Source organism: Kitasatospora sp. NPDC057500, from assembly GCF_042802195.1.
Lineage (GTDB): Bacteria > Actinomycetota > Actinomycetes > Streptomycetales > Streptomycetaceae > Kitasatospora.
Genome location: NZ_JBHVER010000022.1, coordinates 36,693 through 53,500 on the forward strand (window position 1 = coordinate 36,693; position 16,808 = coordinate 53,500).

Consider the following 16,808-nt stretch of genomic DNA (forward strand, 5'->3'; position numbering starts at 1 on the left):
CTCATTCGCTCCCCGCGCTAGCGTCGGCCAGGGCGTTCGCGCCACCGACGATCTCGCTGATTTCCTGGGTGATCTCGGCCTGACGGGCCGAGTTGGCAAGCCGCGTGAGCGACTTGATGAGCTCGCCGGCGTTGTCCGTCGCGCTCTTCATGGCGCGGCGGCGGGCGGCGTGCTCGGAAGCGGCCGACTGCAGCAGCGCGTTGTAGATCCGGCTCTCGACGTACCGCGGCAGCAGCGCGTCCAGGACGCCCTCCGCCGACGGCTCGAAGTCGTACAGCGCGAAGATCTCCGCCTTGGCCGGCTCCTGGGCGCCGAGCTGGACCTCGTCCAGCTTCAGCGGCAGCAGCCGGGCCCCGACCGCGTTCTGCGTCAGCATGGACACGAACTCGGTCGAGATCAGGTGCAGCTCGTCCACGCCGCCGGTCTCGGCCGTGAAGGCCTCGATCAGCTCGGACGCCACCGTCTTCGCGTCGCCGTAGGTCGGCTTGTCGGAGAAGCCCGTCCACGAGCCCGCGACCTGGAGGTTGCGGAAGCCGTAGTACGAGACACCCTTGCGACCGACGATGTACGTCACCACGTCCTTGCCCTCGGCACGCAGGCGCTCGGTGAGCGTCAGCGCGGCCTTGATGGCGTTGGTCGAGTAACCGCCCGCCAGACCACGGTCGGCCGTGATCAGCAGGACCGCGGCGCGCGAGGCGCTCGGGTTCTCGGTGGTGAGCGGGTGCTTGGCGTTGGACCGGGTGGCCACCGCCGTCACCGCCCGGGTGAGCTCATCGGCGTACGGAGTGGAGGCGGCCACCGCGCGCTGCGCCTTGACGATGCGCGACGCGGAGATCATCTCCATCGCCTTGGTGATCTTCTTCGTCGCGGTGACAGAGCGGATCCGGCGCTTGTAGACCCGAAGCTGTGCTCCCATGGGTCGTTACGTCCTTTCCCTCGCTACCGGACTCAGGCCTGCTCGGAGAGCAGCTTGCCGTCGGCGGTCTGGTAGCCCGCCTTGAAGGACTCGATGGCCTTCGTCAGGGCGTCGACGGTGCCGTCGGCCAGCAGACCGGTCTCGACGATGCCGGCCAGCAGGTCCTTGTGCTGGAGGCGCACGTAGTCCAGGAACTCGCGCTCGAAGCGACGGATCTCGGCGACCGGGACGTCGTCCAGCTTGCCGTTGGTGCCGGCCCAGATGGAGACGACCTGCTCCTCGACCGGGAACGGCTGGTACTGGCCCTGCTTCAGCAGCTCGACCATGCGCGCACCGCGCTCCAGCTGGGCCTTGGAGGCCGCGTCCAGGTCGGAACCGAAGGCGGCGAAGGCCTCCAGCTCACGGTACTGGGCGAGGTCCAGGCGCAGACGGCCGGCGACCGAGCGCATGGCCTTGATCTGGGCGGAGCCACCGACGCGGGAGACCGAGATACCGACGTTCACGGCCGGGCGGATGCCGGCGTTGAACAGGTCGGACTCCAGGAAGCACTGGCCGTCGGTGATGGAGATGACGTTGGTCGGGATGTACGCCGAGACGTCGTTGGCCTTGGTCTCGATGATCGGCAGACCGGTCATCGAGCCGCCGCCCAGGGCGTCGTTCAGCTTGGCGCAGCGCTCCAGCAGGCGGGAGTGCAGGTAGAAGACGTCACCCGGGTAGGCCTCGCGGCCCGGCGGGCGGCGCAGCAGCAGGGAGACGGAGCGGTAGGCCTCGGCCTGCTTCGACAGGTCGTCGAAGATGATCAGGACGTGCTTGCCGTCGTACATCCACTCCTGGCCGATGGCCGAGCCGGTGTACGGGGCGAGGTACTTGAAGCCGGCCGGGTCGGAGGCGGGAGCGGCCACGATGGTCGTGTACTCCAGCGCGCCGGCCTCCTCCAGGGCGCCGCGGACGGACGCGATGGTGGAGCCCTTCTGGCCCACGGCGACGTAGATGCAGCGGACCTGCTTCTCCGGGTCGCCCGAGCGCCAGTTGTCGCGCTGGTTGATGATCGTGTCGACGGCCACCGCGGTCTTGCCGGTCTGGCGGTCGCCGATGATCAGCTGGCGCTGGCCGCGGCCGATCGGGGTCATCGCGTCGATGGCCTTGATGCCGGTCTGCAGCGGCTGCTTGACCGACTTGCGGGCCATGACGCCCGGAGCCTGGAGCTCCAGCGCGCGGCGGCCGGTCGAGGCGATGTCGCCCAGGCCGTCGATCGGGTTGCCCAGCGGGTCCACGACGCGGCCGAGGTAGCCGTCGCCGACCGGGACGGAGAGGACCTCTCCGGTGCGGCGCACCGTCTGTCCCTCTTCGATGCCGCCGAACTCACCGAGGACGACGACACCGATCTCGCGGGTGTCGAGGTTCAGCGCGAGGCCCAGCGTGCCGTCCTCGAACTTCAGCAGCTCGTTCGCCATGACCGAGGGCAGACCCTCGACATGGGCGATGCCGTCCGCCGCGTCAGTGACCGTGCCGACCTCTTCCACAGAGGCGGCGTCCGGCTGGTACGACTGGACAAAGTCGGCCAGCGCGTCCCGGATCTCCTCCGGACGGATCGTAAGCTCCGCCATCAGGCTTCCCTGCTCTCCTAGTTTGCGATCCTCGGCCCGCCATTGAGGGCCGCAAGTACTCGACTCTCGGCCGGGTCGTATGAACCGGCCGTACGTTTTCCCGACTCCGGTGGAGCCGGTTTCCCGACCGAGGGTCGGATGTGCTGCTCGGGTGGTGCTCAGCCTTCGAGCGACTGACGAGCGCCTTCGAGGCGGCTCGACACCGTGCCGTCGATGATCTCGTCACCGATCTGCACCCGGATACCGCCGACGACCTCGGGGTCGACGTCGATGTTCAGGTGGACCCGGCGGCCGTACAGCCGGCCGAGAGCACCCGCCAGGCGCTCCTTCTGGCCGTCCGACAGCGGGACCGCCGTGGCGACCTGGGCCACCACACGGTCACGCCGGGCGGCGGCGAGCTTGGAGAAGGACTCCAGCCCCTGCTCCAGGCTACGGCCACGCGGGTTGTTGACCAGGCTGGTGACGAGCCGCACGGTGCCCGCGTAGGCGCGGCCGCCGAGCAGCTTCTTGATCAGGGCCGCCTTGGCGCCGGCGCCGGCCTTGGGCTCGGTGAGCGCGGAACGCAGCTCGTGCGAGCCGCTCACCACCCGGCCGAACCGGAACAGCTCGTCCTCGACGTCGTCCAGGGCACCGGCCTTGTCGGCTGCGATGACCTCGGCGTACGCGGCCAGCTGCTCCGTGGAGTCGACCAGGTCACGGGCGCCCGACCAGCGGGACCGGACCAGGCCGGACAGCAGGTCGACCGTCTCGCCGGAGACCTGGCCGGTCAGCAGCGAGGAGGCCAGCTGCGCCTTGTCCTGGCCCGACCGCGACGGGTCGGTCAGCACGCGGCGGAGCGACACCTCGCGGTCCAGCAGGGCCGTGACGGCGGTGAGCTCCTCGGCGAGCTTGGCCGCGTCCACCGAGGTGGAGTCGGTCAGGCTCTCCAGGTTCTGCCGCCCGGCGGCGAGTGCCTCGCGGCTGGCGCCGATCACTTGGCCGCACCCTGAGCAGCGGTGGCCTTGGCCTCCAGCTCGTCCAGGAAGCGGTCCACGACACCGCTCTGCCGCGCGTGGTCCTCAAGGGACTCACCCACGATGCGGGACGCCAGCTGGGTGGCCAGCGAGCCCACGTCCTGGCGCAGGGCGGCGGTCGCCTGCTTCTTGTCGGCCTCGATCTGGGCGTGGCCGGCCGCGACGATGGCCTCGCGCTGACGCTTGCCCTCCTCGCGCATCTCGGCGAGCTGGGCGGCGCCCTGCTCGCGAGCCTGCTCGATGATGCGAGCAGCCTCGTGACGCGCCTCGCCGAGCTCGGCACGGTACTGCTCAAGCGTGGCCTGAGCCTCGGCCTGAGCGGCCTCGGCACGCTCCATGCCGCCCTCGATCGCGTCCCGGCGCTCCGACAGCACCTTCTCGATGCTGGGGAGGAGCTTCTTGCCGAGGAACCCGAAGACGATGAAGAAGCAAAGCAGGCCGATGATGACCTCGGGCCACGCGGGGAGGAGGGGGTTCATCTCCTCCCCCTCCTGCGCGAGGAAGACCACGGGGTTCATATCTGAACCTTTCGTCGAAACTGGCTACCGATGTGCCGAACTACTTGCCGAACACGAACGGCATGACGATGCCGATGAGCGCGAGCGCCTCGGTCACGGCCAGACCGATGAACATGTTGGTGCGGACCAGGCCGGCGGCCTCGGGCTGGCGGGCCATGGCCTGGACGCTGTTACCGAAGATGAGGCCCAGACCGATGCCGGGGCCGATGGCCGCGAGACCGTAGCCGATGGAAGCGACGGAACCGGAGACCTCAGCGAGGTTCTGCATCTCAAACTGTCCTTATGCGTGGTGGAACCGGTGGTGGTTGGCCACCGGGAGTCTTTGTCGGGTATTGCCCGCGCGGATCGGCGCCGTCGCTCCGGCGCCGGTTCGGCGTCAGTGCGCTTCTTCGAGCGCTCCGCCGATGTACGTGCTGGCGAGGAGCACGAAGATGTATGCCTGCAGGAACTGGATCAGCAGCTCGAAGGCGGTCAGCGCGATCGTCACGGTGAACGAGGCGCCCGCGTACAGCGCGCCGACGCTCGGGCTGAGCAGGTACCAGGAGGCGACCGAGAACATCACGATCAGCAGGTGTCCCGCGAACATGTTCGCGAACAGTCGGACCGCGAGCGTGAAGGGCCGCAGGAAGATGTTCGAGACGAACTCGATCGGCACCAGGATGAACATGACCCAGCCGGGCACGCCCGACGGCCAGCACAGGTTCTTCAGACCGCCCACGAAACCGTGCGTCTTGAAGGTCAGCCCCATGTAGGTGACCCAGACGATCAGGGCCAGCGCTGCGGGGAAGGCGATGTTGGCGGCAGCCGGGTACTGGACGAACGGGACGATCGACATCACGTTCAGGAGCCAGATGAAGAAGAACAGCGACACCATCATGGGGACGTACTTCTCGCCCCGCTTGCCGATGGAGTCGAGCACGATGCTTCGCTTGACGAACTCGTAACCGATCTCACCGACCAGCTGGAGCTTGCCCGGCACGAGCTTCGGCTTGGCGAAAGCAGCCCAGAAGAAACCGATGACCAGCAGCGCGACGATCATCGAAAGGAGCATCGGCTTGTTGAACTCGATGCTGCCAATCGTGAAGATCGGCTTGAACTGGAACTCGTTCAGGCCGGGCGCCGGGAAGCCGCAGCCGGAGAACAGGTGGCAGTTGGCCTCGGAGGCGAGCTGCGTGAGCCTGTCAGCACTCACCACGGACTCCTTCGTCGTGACACATAGTTACGGCAACCTCGGTGTGTCGGCGCGGCTCTCGGCCACGGTGCGGCACTTTGACTGGATTCTTGTCTCGCGCGCCGGCCGCAACGGGGCCCGGCGCCGAAGCGCGGCCCTCGTCTGGCCGACGATGTGAAGACGTGGGGTGCTGGAGCGCCATCCGTCCGGTCAGTGGAACGATCCCGCCGCAAGCCACACCCCGTGGCTGTCCCGGACGATAGCAGTCCGTCGACCGGGCACCGGACACCGCCCCCTCTTCGGGAGGGGGCGAGGACAGCATCACGGTTGACGCTCCGGGGGATCCCCCTTCTTGGAGGAGGAACCGGTCTCCACATAGAAGATCTTGGCCTTCATGCCGATCCGGACCACCGCCCCCGTCCAGACCAATGTGCAACCCAGTACGGTGAAGCCGAAGACCTTGGTGTCGAAGGCGGTCGTGTTCTTGAAGACCGCCAGCACGATCCCCACCAGCAGGATCTGAGCCATGTAGACCGACATGGCCACCGGTAGCAGGAGCTGGGGGTTTCCCCTGCTCAGGCGATCGACAGCGGCTTGGCCGACGCTGAAGAACGCCATCACCAGCACTGCTGCGAACAGGGCACCGTACAGCCCCTTGATTCCCACCACGATGGTCGAGATCGTCATGGCGACGACCCCGGCGACCGCGGTGGGGATTGCGGCGCCTCGGATGATCCGGGCGTCATGGGACGGCATGTCGGCAACTCCGGCGGCATGTCGGGCAAACGGACGTCGAGCAGCGTGAACACCTGACGAGTGCTCACATCCAGGAACGGGAGGATGACCTTCGTGGATCGGAGTCCTCTTTGCGCAGAGGCTCTCGACCAGGCCCGGGCTCCTCGTGAACGGTATCACAAGCTATTTGATGTGGTCTTTACCCTATGCATGTGCTGCTCGCCACACGGACTCCCGGCAAAGTCACCCGAACAGACGAGGCGAGGAGCTGACGGCTCCGCCGAAAGTGTCCGCCCGCGTCGGCGCCCGGGTGCGGTCAGCCCCGGCCGCGCGGCCGGTGGCCGACCGCGCCGGCCCCGTCCCCCAAGCGCCTGAGCGCCTCCTCGTCCACCGCCGGGAAGTCGTCCTGCGAGGCCGGGGCAGGTGCGGCCGGGTCGGCGTCGCCCCCGGCGGGCGACGGCTCGTCGGCGACCCGCACCGCCCTCGGAACCGGGCGGCGGCGGTAGCGCGGCGGCACGAAGGCCTGCACCGCGCGGGGGGCCCGCGGCCGGAACCGCGGGGTGAGCAGCACCACCAGGCCGACCAGGCAGAGCCCGGCCAGCGTGAGGACGACGGTGCGGCCGGTGTTGGTGACCGAGAAGGCGACGGTCCCGAAGGCGATCAGCGCGGCCCAGAAGTACATGATCAGTACGGCGCGGCTGTGCGAGTGGCCGACCTGGAGCAGCCGGTGGTGCAGGTGCCGCTTGTCGGCGGCGAACGGGGACTGGCCCGCCCAGGTGCGGCGGACCACCGCGAGCAGCAGGTCCGCCAGCGGCAGCGCGATGACCGTCAGCGGCAGCAGCAGCGGGATGTAGATCGGCACCAGGGCGTGCACGGTGGCGGTCTGCGAACCCAGCTCGCTGGTGATGAGGTCGGGGTCGACCCGGCCGGTGATCGAGATCGCGGCGACGGCCAGCATCAGGCCGAGCATCATCGACCCGGAGTCGCCCATGAAGATCCGGGCCGGGTGCATGTTGTGCGCCAGGAAGCCCAGGCACATGCCGATCAGCAGCACGCTGAACAGCACGGCGGGGGCGGCGTCGGTGATCGTGTACCCGTACCAGAGCCGGTAGGAGTACAGGAAGAAGGCCATCGCGGCGATGCAGACCATGCCGCCGGCCAGGCCGTCCAGGCCGTCGATGAAGTTCACCGCGTTGACCATGACGACGACCATGACCACCGAGATGACCATGCCCTGGGTCGGGCTGAGCGCGACCGGCCCGACACCCGGCACCGGCAGGGTGATCACCGTGACGCCCTGCCAGACCATCACGCCCGCGGCGATCATCTGGCCGCCGAGCTTCACCAGGGCGTCCACGCCCCACTTGTCGTCCAGCACGCCGAGCAGCCACATGATGCCGGCGCCGGAGAGCAGCGCCCGGATGTCGGTGCCCTGGGAGAACACCTTGCTCAGGTTGTCGAGCTGGGAGGCGACCAGGATGCCCGCGCAGAGTCCGCCGAACATGGCGATGCCGCCGAGCCGTGGCGTGGGCTCGCGGTGCACGTCGCGCGCGCGGACCGGGGGCATCGCCCCCGCCGCGATGGCGAACTTCCGGACCGGGCCGGTCAGCAGGTAGGTGACGGCCGCGGTGCAGAACAGCACCAGCAGATACTCACGCACCACTGGCCTCCTGCAGCGCTGTCCGACGGGTGGGTACCGAAGGTACTCCCCTGCCTGTCCGGGGTTCGAGGTGCGTCGCCACGGCACACACCTTATTGAGTCCGACGCCGGGGGCGCGCATCGCGGTTCGCCCTACCGGGTAGGAGATTCGGATCTGCGGTCAGCGGCGCCCGGCGAACGCCCGCGCCAGCTCCCGGACCCGCTCCGCGACCCGGACGTCCGTGCCGTCCGCGAGCAGTCGTCCGATCAGCCCCGCGATCTCCGCCAGCTCCGGCTCGCCCATGCCCTGCGAGGTCACCGTGCCGGTGCCGAGCCGGATTCCGGAGGCCTCCGACGGCGGCGCCTCGTCGTACGGCAGCGCGCACTTGCCGAGCAGCAGCCCGGCGGCCGCGCACCGGCGCTCCGCCTCGGCGCCGCTGACCCCGAGCGGGCCGACGTCGGCGGTCACCAGGTGGGTGTCGGTGCCGCCGGTCAGCGGACGCGCGCCGGCCTGCGCGAGCCCCGCCGCCAGCACCCTCGCGCCGGCCACCGCACGGTGTGCGTAGGCCCGGTAGGCGGGCGTCGCGGCCTCGGCCAGCGCGACGGCCTTGCCGGCCACCTCGTTCATCGCGGCGCCGCCCTGGCTGAACGGGAAGACCGCCCGGTCGACCCGCTCGGCCAGCTCCGCGGTGCACAGCAGCAGGCCCCCGCGCGGGCCGCGGAGCAGCTTGTGGGTGGCCGCGACGGTGACGTCCGCGTACGGCACCGGGGACGGCGCCACGCCGGCCGCGATCAGGCCGGTGGTCTGGGCGGCGGCGGCCACCAGGTAGGCGTCCGTCTCGTCGGCGATCTCCCGGAAGGCGGCCCAGTCCGGGTGCCGCGGGTAGGAGATGGATCCGGCCACGATCGCCTTCGGGCGGTGGCGCAGGGCCAGCTCGCGGACCTGGTCGAGGTCGATCAGCCCGTCCTCGCGGCGCACGCCGTAGCCGACGAAGTCGAACCAGCGGCCGGAGAAGTTGGCCCGCGAGCCGCAGCTGAGGTGGCCGCCGTGCTCCAGCGACATCGCGAGCACCACGTCGCCGGGCCGCAGCAGCGCGGCGTAGGCGGCCAGCATCGCCGAGGTGCCGGAGCGCGGCTGCACATTGGCGTGCGGGGCGGAGAACAGCGCACGGGCCCGGTCGATCGCCAGCAGCTCGGCGGCGTCGGCGAGCGCGCACCCGGTGTGGTGGCGGCGGCCGGGGTAGCCCTCGGCGTACTTGTCGATCAGCGGGCCGGTGAGGGCCGCCAGGACGGCCGGACCGGTGAGGTTCTCCCCCGCCAGCAGCTGGATCGTCTCGGCCCTCCGCTCGGCCTCGGCGGCCAGCAGGTCGGCCACCTGCGGATCGGCCCGGAGGAGGGCCGCGGAGCGGGCTCCGGTGGTGTCGACGGGGCCGGTCGCTGCATCGGTGACGGTCATGGCGGGGGCTCCCGGGCGCGTCGGGTCGGATCCCTCCAGCGTAGGACCGGCCCCGCGCCCCGGCACGGCGGCGCGTGCCGGGCTACCCCCGGGTGGGCGCGCGGGGAGAATTGCGGGAGCGAGCCAGGGCGCGCCGGCGCCGGGAGGATGAAGCGGGGGAGCGACGAAGGGGCCGGGCCTCAGAGCAGGGCCCGGACTCCGGTGAGGGCCGTGACGACGGGGTCGACGGCGTGGAATATCTCCTCGCCGCAGTTGCGGAACATCCCGATCGGGGCGCCGTAGGGGTCGTGCAGTTCGTCCGCCTCGGGGTCGGCGGCCAGCAGCCAGCCGCGCAGCGCGGCGGCGGCGCGCACCAGCGCGCGGGCGCGCTCGGTGACGTCCGCGCCGCGCCGCGGGTCCGGCAGGGTGCCGGGGTCGATCGTGCGGACCAGCCGGGTGAACTCCTTCAGGGTGAAGGTGCGCAGCCCCGCCTCGTGGCCCATCGAGATGACCTGGGCCCGGTGGTCCAGGGTCGCGGTGAGCACCAGGTCGGCCTCGACCACGTGCTCGTCCAGCAGTTCGCGGCCGGTGAAGCCGCCGCTGTCGGCGCCGTACTCGTCCAGCACCGTGGCGGCGTGCTCCTCCATCGGCGCGCCCACGTGGCCCCAGGTGCCGGCCGACTCGACCAGGATGCGCCCGGCCACCCGGGGGTTGAGCCGGGTGTCCAGCTCACGCCGGGTGAGCCGCTCGGCGATCGGCGAGCGGCAGATGTTGCCGGTGCAGACGTACAGGATGCGGAAGTGGTCCAGCGGCCTGGGGCCCACGCTCAGGTACGGCGATATGCCGGGCCCGGCATGGAGGGAGGCGGCCGTCAACTGCCGGCCTCCAGGTCGGGGACGACCTCCCTCAGCTGCTCGGCGGAGACCGCGCCGGCCCGCAGCAGCACCGGTACCTTGCCGGTGACGTCGACGATCGACGAGGCCTGGGCGTGGTCGGCGGTGCCGCCGTCCAGGTAGACCGAGATGGCGTCGCCGAGCTGCTGCTGGGCCTCGTCGCAGGTGGCCGGGGACGGGCCGCCGGTCCGGTTGGCACTGGAGACGGCCATCGGCCCGGTGGCGTTCAGCAGCTCGATGGCGACCGGGTGCAGCGGCATCCGGACGGCGACGGTGCCCCGGGTGTCGCCGAGGTCCCAGCGCAGCGAGGGCTGGTGCTTGGCGACCAGGGTGAGCCCGCCCGGCCAGAACGCGTCGACGAGCTCCCAGGCCTGCTCGGAGAAGTCGGTGACCAGGCCGTGCAGGGTGGTCGGCGAGCCGACCAGCACCGGCGAGGGCATGTTGCGGCCGCGGCCCTTGGCGGCGAGCAGCGCGCCCACGGCCTCCGGCGAGAAGGCGTCCGCCCCGACGCCGTACAGGGTGTCGGTGGGCAGCACGACGAGTTCGCCGCGGCGGATGGCCGAGGCGGCCTCGCGCAGGCCGGTGGCGCGGTCCCCGGCGTCGGCACAGTCGTAGCGGCGGCTCATCGGTGCGGTCCCCTTCCGGACGGGCTCATGACGTGGTTCACAGCGACGCCTTGCGCGCCGTGGTGAAGCGGGGGCGGTTGTTCAGGTCCCGGTGGTCGGCGGCGTCGGTCCAGCCGCCCTCCTCGTTGAAGATCCACGGGACCTGGCCGCCCTGGGTGTCGGCGTGCTCGATCACCACTGCGCCGCCCGGGCGCAGCAGGCGGGCGGCGACCCGCTCGATGCCGCGGATGGTGTCGAGGCCGTCCTCGCCGGAGAACAGCGACATCTGCGGGTCGTGGTCGCGGGCCTCCGGCGCGACGTACTCCCACTCGGTGAGCGGGATGTACGGCGGGTTGGAGATCACCAGGTCGAAGCGGCCGTCCCAGGCGCGGTCGTCCTCGAAGGCCCGGGTGGCGTCCCCCTCGTGCAGGGTGACCCTGGCGCGGTCGGGCGAGGCCTCGATGTTGCGCCGGGTGTACGGCAGCGCGCCCTCGTCGAGCTCGAAGGCGTGCACGGTGGAGCGCGGCAGCTCCTGGGCGAGGGCGAGCGCGATGGCGCCGGAGCCGGAGCACAGGTCGACGACCAGCGGCTCGGCGACGTCCATCTCGCGGACCGCGTCTATGGCCCACTCGACGACCGTCTCGGTCTCCGGGCGGGGCACGAACACGCCCGGCCCGACCTCCAGTTCGAGGTAGCGGAAGAAGGCGCGGCCGGTGATGTGCTGGAGCGGCTCGCGGGCCTCGCGGCGGGCGACCGCCTCCCAGTACCGGGCGTCGAAGTCGCCGTCCTGGACGGTGTGCAGCTGGCTGCGCTTGACGTTGTGGACGTGGGCGGCGAGCTCCTCCGCGTCGAAGCGCGGCGACGGCACGCCGGCCGCGGCCAACCGCTGGGTGGCCTGGGCCACCTCCGCGAGTAGCAGGTTCATCCGTACGACCTCTTGCTTCCGCTCTCCGGCCTCGACGTCGGGCTCGCCGCCGGTGTCAGTTCTGTTGGGCCGCGGCGAGCTTGGCCGCGGCGTCCGCGTCGACGCAGGACTGGATGACCGCGTTCAGCTCGCCGTCCAGCACCTGGTCCAGGTTGTACGACTTGAAGCCCGTGCGGTGGTCCGAGATGCGGTTCTCCGGGTAGTTGTACGTCCGGATCCGCTCGGAACGGTCCACCGTGCGGACCTGGCTGCGGCGCGCGTCCGAGGCCTCCCGCTCGGCCTCCTCCTGCGCGGCGGCCAGCAGCCGCGAACGCAGGATGCGCATCGCCTGCTCCTTGTTCTGCAGCTGGCTCTTCTCGTTCTGGCAGGACGCCACGATACCGGTCGGCAGGTGGGTGATCCGGACCGCGGAGTCGGTGGTGTTCACCGACTGGCCGCCGGGGCCGGAGGAGCGGTAGACGTCGATCCGCAGGTCGTTGGCGAGGATCTCGACCTCGACCTCCTCGGCCTCGGGGGTGACCAGCACGCCCGCCGCGGAGGTGTGGATGCGGCCCTGCGACTCGGTGGCGGGGACGCGCTGCACGCGGTGCACGCCGCCCTCGTACTTCAGCCGGGCCCAGACGCCCTGGCCGGGCTCGGCGTTGCCCCTGGTCTTCACGGCGACCGAGACGTCCTTGTAGCCGCCGAGGTCGGACTCGTTGGAGTCGATGATCTCGGTCTTCCAGCCGATCCGCTCGGCGTAGCGCAGGTACATCCGGAGCAGGTCGCCGGCGAACAGCGCGGACTCCTCGCCGCCCTCGCCCGCCTTGATCTCCAGGATGACGTCCTTGTCGTCGCTCGGGTCGCGCGGGACGAGCAGCAGCCGCAGCTCCTCGGTCAGCTCCTCGCGGCGGGCCTCGCCGTCCTTCACCTCGGAGAGGAACTCCGAGTCCTCGGCGGCGAGTTCGCGGGCGGCCTCGATGTCCTCGCCGGCCTGCCGCCACGCGCGGTAGACGCGGGTGATCGGGGTCAGCTCGGCGTAGCGCTTGGCCAGCTTGCGGGCGTTGGCCTGGTCGGCGTGGACGGACGGGTCGGCCAGCCTCTTCTCGAGGTCGGCGTGCTCGACGAGGAGCTCTTCGACTGCCTCGAACATGGGGTGGCCTTCTTCCCGGGGATCGTCGTGCGGGGGTGGTTTCGCGGGTGTGTTCGCGGAGGTGCGGGGGGACGCGAACGGCGCCGGTCCCCAAGCACCCCCGGAAACGAGTTCGGGGGCACCGGGAACCGGCGCCGAGGGAGCGCTAGGCCTTCGCGCTGTGCTGCTTGCCGAAGCGGGCCTCGAAGCGGGCCACGCGGCCACCGGTGTCGAGGATCTTCTGCTTGCCGGTGTAGAACGGGTGGCACTGCGAGCAGACCTCGGCGCGGATCTCGCCGCTGGTCTCGGTCGAGCGGGTGGTGAACTCGGCGCCGCAGGTGCAGGTCACACGGGTGACCACGTACTCGGGGTGAACGTTGGGCTTCAAGGGGTTCTCCTAGTGTTCGGGAGGGCACCGGGTCGGCGGCTTGGAATGCCGCTCGTGAACCGGGACCGACGGTCCAGTCTGCCAGGACCGGCCGCCTCTTCCCAAACCGGGGGGCGCCGCCGGATATTCCGGGCCCCCCGCCGGGCCCCCGGCCGACCTTCCCACCGGCCTCCCACCGGCCCCCGCGGACGCCTCAGGGACGCTTGGCGGGCGCCTTCGCCGGAGCCGTGGCGGGCGCCGTGGGGGTGGCCTGGGCGGGGTTCTGCGGCTGGGCGGCGACCACCTCCGCAGGCACCGGCCGGTCGGCCTTGAGGGCCGCCCAGAGCTGGTCCGCCTGGGGCTGGCGCTGGACCACCCGGTCCGGGGCGCCCGGAGCCGCCGCCACCGGCAGGGTGACCATGGCGAGCTGGTCCGGCCCGATGCCCTTGAGCTCCTGGGCCAGTCCGACCAGCGAGTTGACCGAGGCGAGCGCGGAGTCGGTGGTGATCGAGCGGGTCAGGGTGTCGCCGACCGACCAGAGCTTGACCGGGTTGCCCAGCAGCCCGACGCCGCCGGCCTGCCGCAGCAGCGAGCGGACCATCTGCTTCTGCAGCTCGATCCGGCCGAGGTCGCTGCCGTCGCCGACGCCGTGCCGGGTGCGGACGAAGGCGAGCGCCTGCTGCCCGTCCAGGTGGTGCTCGCCGGCCGGGAGGTCCAGGCCGCTGTCCTTGTCGTGGATGGCCACCGTGGTGGTCACGGTGACCCCGCCTATCGCGTCCACCAGCCGGGCGAAGCCGTTGAAGTCCACTTCGACGTAGTGGTCCATCCGCAGCCCGCTGAGCTGTTCCGCGGTCTTGACCGCACAGGCCGCGCCGCCGGCCTCGTAGGCGCTGTTGAACATCGCGCGCTTGGCGGCCGGCACCGCCTTGCCCTGGGGGCTCGTGCACTCGGGGCGCGCGACGAGGGTGTCGCGCGGGATGGACACCACGTCGGCGCGCGAGTGGTCCTGGCTGACGTGCACCACCATCGCCGTGTCCGAGCGGGCGGTGCCGCCGGTGTCGCCGCCGGCGAGGTCCGCGTTGCCGCCGGAGCGCGAGTCGGAGCCGAGCACCAGCAGGTTGAAGGAGCCGTCGGTGGCGGCCGGCGGGCGGGCGGTGCCGAGCCGGGCGTCGATGTCGACGCTCTTGAGGTTGCCGTCCAGCCGCAGGTAGGCGTACCCGGCCGCCCCGGCCCCCAGCACGACGAGGGCGGCGACGGCGCACGCGGCCGCGCGCAGGAGCTTGCGACGGCGGCTCGGGACCCTCTTGTGTTCGGCCATACGGTCCAGAGTAAATCGGACAAGCCACCGAAATAGCCCCAATCCGTCCCGAGTCCGGAACAAACCGTACCGGGAACGGCAACGGGCCCCGGACCGCTCGCGCGGTCCGGGGCCCGGGTGTGCTTCGACGCGCCCTACGACGTCAGTCGCCCGACCCGGGGGTCGTCTTGGCGATCTGCATCAGGAACTCGGCGTTGCTCTTGGTCTGCTTCATCTTGTCCAGCAGCAGCTCGATCGCCTGCTGCGAGTCGAGCGCGTGCAGCACCCGGCGCAGCTTCCAGACGATGGCGAGCTCCTCGCTGCCGAGCAGGATCTCCTCCTTGCGGGTGCTGGAGGCGTCCACGTCGACGGCCGGGAAGATGCGCTTGTCCGAGAGCTTCCGGTCGAGCTTGAGCTCCATGTTGCCGGTGCCCTTGAACTCCTCGAAGATCACCTCGTCCATCCGCGAGCCGGTCTCGACCAGCGCGGTGGCCAGGATGGTCAGCGAGCCGCCGTTCTCGATGTTGCGCGCGGCGCCGAAGAACTTCTTCGGCGGGTACAGCGCGGTCGAGTCGACACCACCGGACAGGATGCGGCCGGAGGCCGGCGCCGCCAGGTTGTAGGCGCGGCCCAGACGGGTGATCGAGTCCAGCAGGATCACCACGTCGTGGCCCAGCTCCACCAGGCGCTTGGCGCGCTCGATGGCCAGCTCGGCGACCGTGGTGTGGTCCTCCGCCGGGCGGTCGAAGGTCGAGGAGATGACCTCGCCCTTCACCGACCGCTGCATGTCGGTGACCTCCTCCGGACGCTCGTCGACCAGGACGACCATCAGGTGGCACTCGGGGTTGTTGTGGGTGATCGCGTTGGCGACCGCCTGGAGCACCATCGTCTTGCCGGTCTTCGGCGGCGCGACGATCAGACCGCGCTGGCCCTTGCCGATCGGCGACACCAGGTCGATGATCCGGGTGGTCAGCACGCCCGGGTCGGTCTCCAGGCGCAGCCGCTCCTGCGGGTAGAGCGGGGTCAGCTTGTTGAACTCGGGGCGGCCGCGGCCGCTCTCCGGGTCCATGCCGTTGACCGAGTCCAGCCGCACCATGGCGTTGAACTTCTCGCGGCGCTCGCCCTCGCGCGGCTGACGCACCGCGCCGGTGATGGCGTCGCCCTTGCGCAGGCCGTTCTTGCGGACCTGGGCGAGCGAGACGTAGACGTCGTTCTGGCCCGGCAGGTAGCCGGAGGTGCGCACGAACGCGTAGTTGTCGAGGATGTCGAGGATGCCCGCGACCGGGATCAGGACGTCGTCCTCGCCGATCTGCGGCTCGGTGCCGCCGGTCTCGAAGCCCTCGCGGCGGCCACGGCCCCGGCGGTCGCGGTAGCGGCCCCGGCGGCCGCGGCGGCCGTCACCGTACTCGTCGTCCTCGAAGCCGCCCTGCTGCGCCTGCGGCTGGGCCTGCTGGCCGCCCTGGCGGCTCGGCTGGGCCTCGCCCTGGGCGCTCTGCTGCTGGGGCTGGCGCTCGGTGCGGTCACGCCGGTTGCGGCGGTCGCGGCGCGACTCGCGCCCCTCGCCGTCCTGGCCGGCCTGGGCCTCGGCGGCCTCCTGGCGGCCCTCACGCTCGCCGCCGTCACGGCGCTCGCGGCGCTCACGGCGGTCGCGGCGGGTCTCGCGGCTCTCCTCGCGGCCCTCGAAGGCGCGGGCACCCTCGGTGCGGGCCTCGGCCGGCTTGGCCTCGGTCGCCACGGCGGCGGGTGCCTCGGCGGCGGTCTCGGCGGTCGGGGCGCCGGCGGCCGAGGTGGCCCGGCGGCGGGTGCGCTCGGTGCGGGCGGGCGCGGCGGTCTCGGCGGCGGCCTGGACCGGGATCTCGATCTGGGCCTGCGCCTCGGCGGCGGCGGCCGGGGCCTCGGCCCGGGCGGCGGCGGCCTTGCTGGTCCGGCGGGCCGGCTTCTCGGCCGGCTCGGCGGTCTCGGCCTTCGCGGCGCGCTTGGCGGCCGGAGCGGCGGTAGCGCCGGCGAGCAGCGGGTCGCCGCCGCTCTTCTCCTTGATGGTCTCGATCAGCTGGCTCTTGCGCATGCGTCCGGTACCGGTGATGCCCAGGTCCGCGGCGAGCTTCTGCAGCTCGGCCAGGACCATGCCGTCCAGGCCCGCGGCGGCGGTACGACGGCGCCGCGCCGGGGCCGCGGGGGCGGCGGCTGCGTCCGACGCGTCGGCGTCCGGGCGCGCGCCCATCAGATCGGTGGTGTCGCTCACTAAGGGTCCTTCCCTGGAGCGGACGTCGGCCTGTCTGGCTCGGCGACCGGTTGTGCTGTCCTGACCAACGCTCGACTGCGTCGGTCCGAGGCGGTGATCCCCCGAATGGCGCTGGGTGCCAGTCGGGAGAGAGCTACGAGGTGCGGTGCTAGAAGCACGGTGGTGCTGAGTGGCGTGGCGGGACGGTCGTGTCACGACCCTCCCCCCGGCCGCCGGCCGGGAGGTGCCCCCACGCTGCCTGCGAATCCCGGGCCCCCGTCGCGTGACGGTGGCCCGCGCTCCGCCCGTCCTGGCCTCTAGGTGGGAGGTCGCGGGTGGGAGTCAGGTGCCGTCA

General features: G+C 71.5%; 16 protein-coding genes. All 16 read right to left on the reverse strand.

Annotated elements, in window-relative coordinates; genetic code table 11:
• Position 1: 1 nt before the first annotated feature.
• The 16 genes from ACFU74_RS07555 to rho all read right to left on the reverse strand — a co-directional run bounded on the left by ACFU74_RS07555 (position 2) and on the right by rho (position 16,474).
• Positions 2–916, reverse strand: a complete 915-nt coding sequence (locus tag ACFU74_RS07555) for a F0F1 ATP synthase subunit gamma (protein WP_380753269.1) — start codon at positions 914–916, stop codon at positions 2–4.
• 32 nt (positions 917–948) lie between these two features.
• On the reverse strand, positions 949–2,523 hold the full coding sequence (atpA, locus tag ACFU74_RS07560; protein WP_350553049.1) for a F0F1 ATP synthase subunit alpha: 1,575 nt from the start codon (positions 2,521–2,523) through the stop codon (positions 949–951).
• A gap of 158 nt (positions 2,524–2,681) precedes the next feature.
• Positions 2,682–3,497, reverse strand: a complete 816-nt coding sequence (locus tag ACFU74_RS07565) for a F0F1 ATP synthase subunit delta (protein WP_380753272.1) — start codon at positions 3,495–3,497, stop codon at positions 2,682–2,684.
• On the reverse strand, positions 3,494–4,054 hold the full coding sequence (locus tag ACFU74_RS07570) for a F0F1 ATP synthase subunit B (protein ID WP_380753275.1): 561 nt from the start codon (positions 4,052–4,054) through the stop codon (positions 3,494–3,496). The genes ACFU74_RS07565 and ACFU74_RS07570 overlap by 4 nt, the downstream gene beginning before the upstream one ends.
• A 40-nt stretch (positions 4,055–4,094) precedes the next feature.
• A complete protein-coding gene (atpE, locus tag ACFU74_RS07575) occupies positions 4,095–4,322 on the reverse strand; it encodes an ATP synthase F0 subunit C (RefSeq protein WP_327680722.1) in 228 nt (75 codons plus the stop codon).
• A 108-nt stretch (positions 4,323–4,430) separates the two neighbouring features.
• Positions 4,431–5,246, reverse strand: a complete 816-nt coding sequence (atpB, locus tag ACFU74_RS07580; protein ID WP_380753279.1) for a F0F1 ATP synthase subunit A — start codon at positions 5,244–5,246, stop codon at positions 4,431–4,433.
• 300 nt (positions 5,247–5,546) lie between these two features.
• On the reverse strand, positions 5,547–5,981 hold the full coding sequence (locus tag ACFU74_RS07585; protein WP_380753282.1) for a hypothetical protein: 435 nt from the start codon (positions 5,979–5,981) through the stop codon (positions 5,547–5,549).
• Positions 5,982–6,276: 295 nt separating this feature from the next.
• Entirely contained in the window at positions 6,277–7,620 is a 1,344-nt protein-coding gene (locus ACFU74_RS07590) for an MraY family glycosyltransferase (protein WP_380753285.1), read from the reverse strand.
• Positions 7,621–7,780: 160 nt separating this feature from the next.
• Positions 7,781–9,055 carry a serine hydroxymethyltransferase gene (gene glyA, locus ACFU74_RS07595; RefSeq protein ID WP_380753288.1) on the reverse strand — a complete coding sequence of 425 codons (1,275 nt, stop codon included), beginning with the start codon at positions 9,053–9,055 and terminating at the stop codon, positions 7,781–7,783.
• Between the two features lie 179 nt (positions 9,056–9,234).
• Entirely contained in the window at positions 9,235–9,876 is a 642-nt protein-coding gene (locus ACFU74_RS07600; RefSeq protein ID WP_380753335.1) for a protein-tyrosine-phosphatase, read from the reverse strand.
• Positions 9,877–9,905: 29 nt separating this feature from the next.
• Positions 9,906–10,553 carry an L-threonylcarbamoyladenylate synthase gene (locus ACFU74_RS07605; protein ID WP_380753291.1) on the reverse strand — a complete coding sequence of 216 codons (648 nt, stop codon included), beginning with the start codon at positions 10,551–10,553 and terminating at the stop codon, positions 9,906–9,908.
• Positions 10,554–10,590: 37 nt separating this feature from the next.
• The gene (gene prmC, locus ACFU74_RS07610) at positions 10,591–11,457 is read right to left on the reverse strand and encodes a peptide chain release factor N(5)-glutamine methyltransferase (protein ID WP_380753294.1); all 867 of its coding nucleotides are present in this window, start codon (positions 11,455–11,457) and stop codon (positions 10,591–10,593) included.
• 55 nt (positions 11,458–11,512) lie between these two features.
• Complete coding sequence (prfA, locus tag ACFU74_RS07615; RefSeq protein ID WP_380753297.1) at positions 11,513–12,589, reverse strand: peptide chain release factor 1; 1,077 nt, start codon at positions 12,587–12,589, stop codon at positions 11,513–11,515.
• Between the two features lie 145 nt (positions 12,590–12,734).
• Positions 12,735–12,956, reverse strand: a complete 222-nt coding sequence (gene rpmE, locus ACFU74_RS07620) for a 50S ribosomal protein L31 (RefSeq protein ID WP_030057539.1) — start codon at positions 12,954–12,956, stop codon at positions 12,735–12,737.
• A 193-nt stretch (positions 12,957–13,149) separates the two neighbouring features.
• Positions 13,150–14,253, reverse strand: coding sequence for an LCP family protein (locus ACFU74_RS07625; protein WP_380753300.1), 1,104 nt, complete (start codon positions 14,251–14,253; stop codon positions 13,150–13,152).
• Positions 14,254–14,395: 142 nt separating this feature from the next.
• Entirely contained in the window at positions 14,396–16,474 is a 2,079-nt protein-coding gene (gene rho, locus ACFU74_RS07630) for a transcription termination factor Rho (RefSeq protein ID WP_380753303.1), read from the reverse strand.
• Between the last annotated feature and the right edge of the window lie 334 nt (positions 16,475–16,808).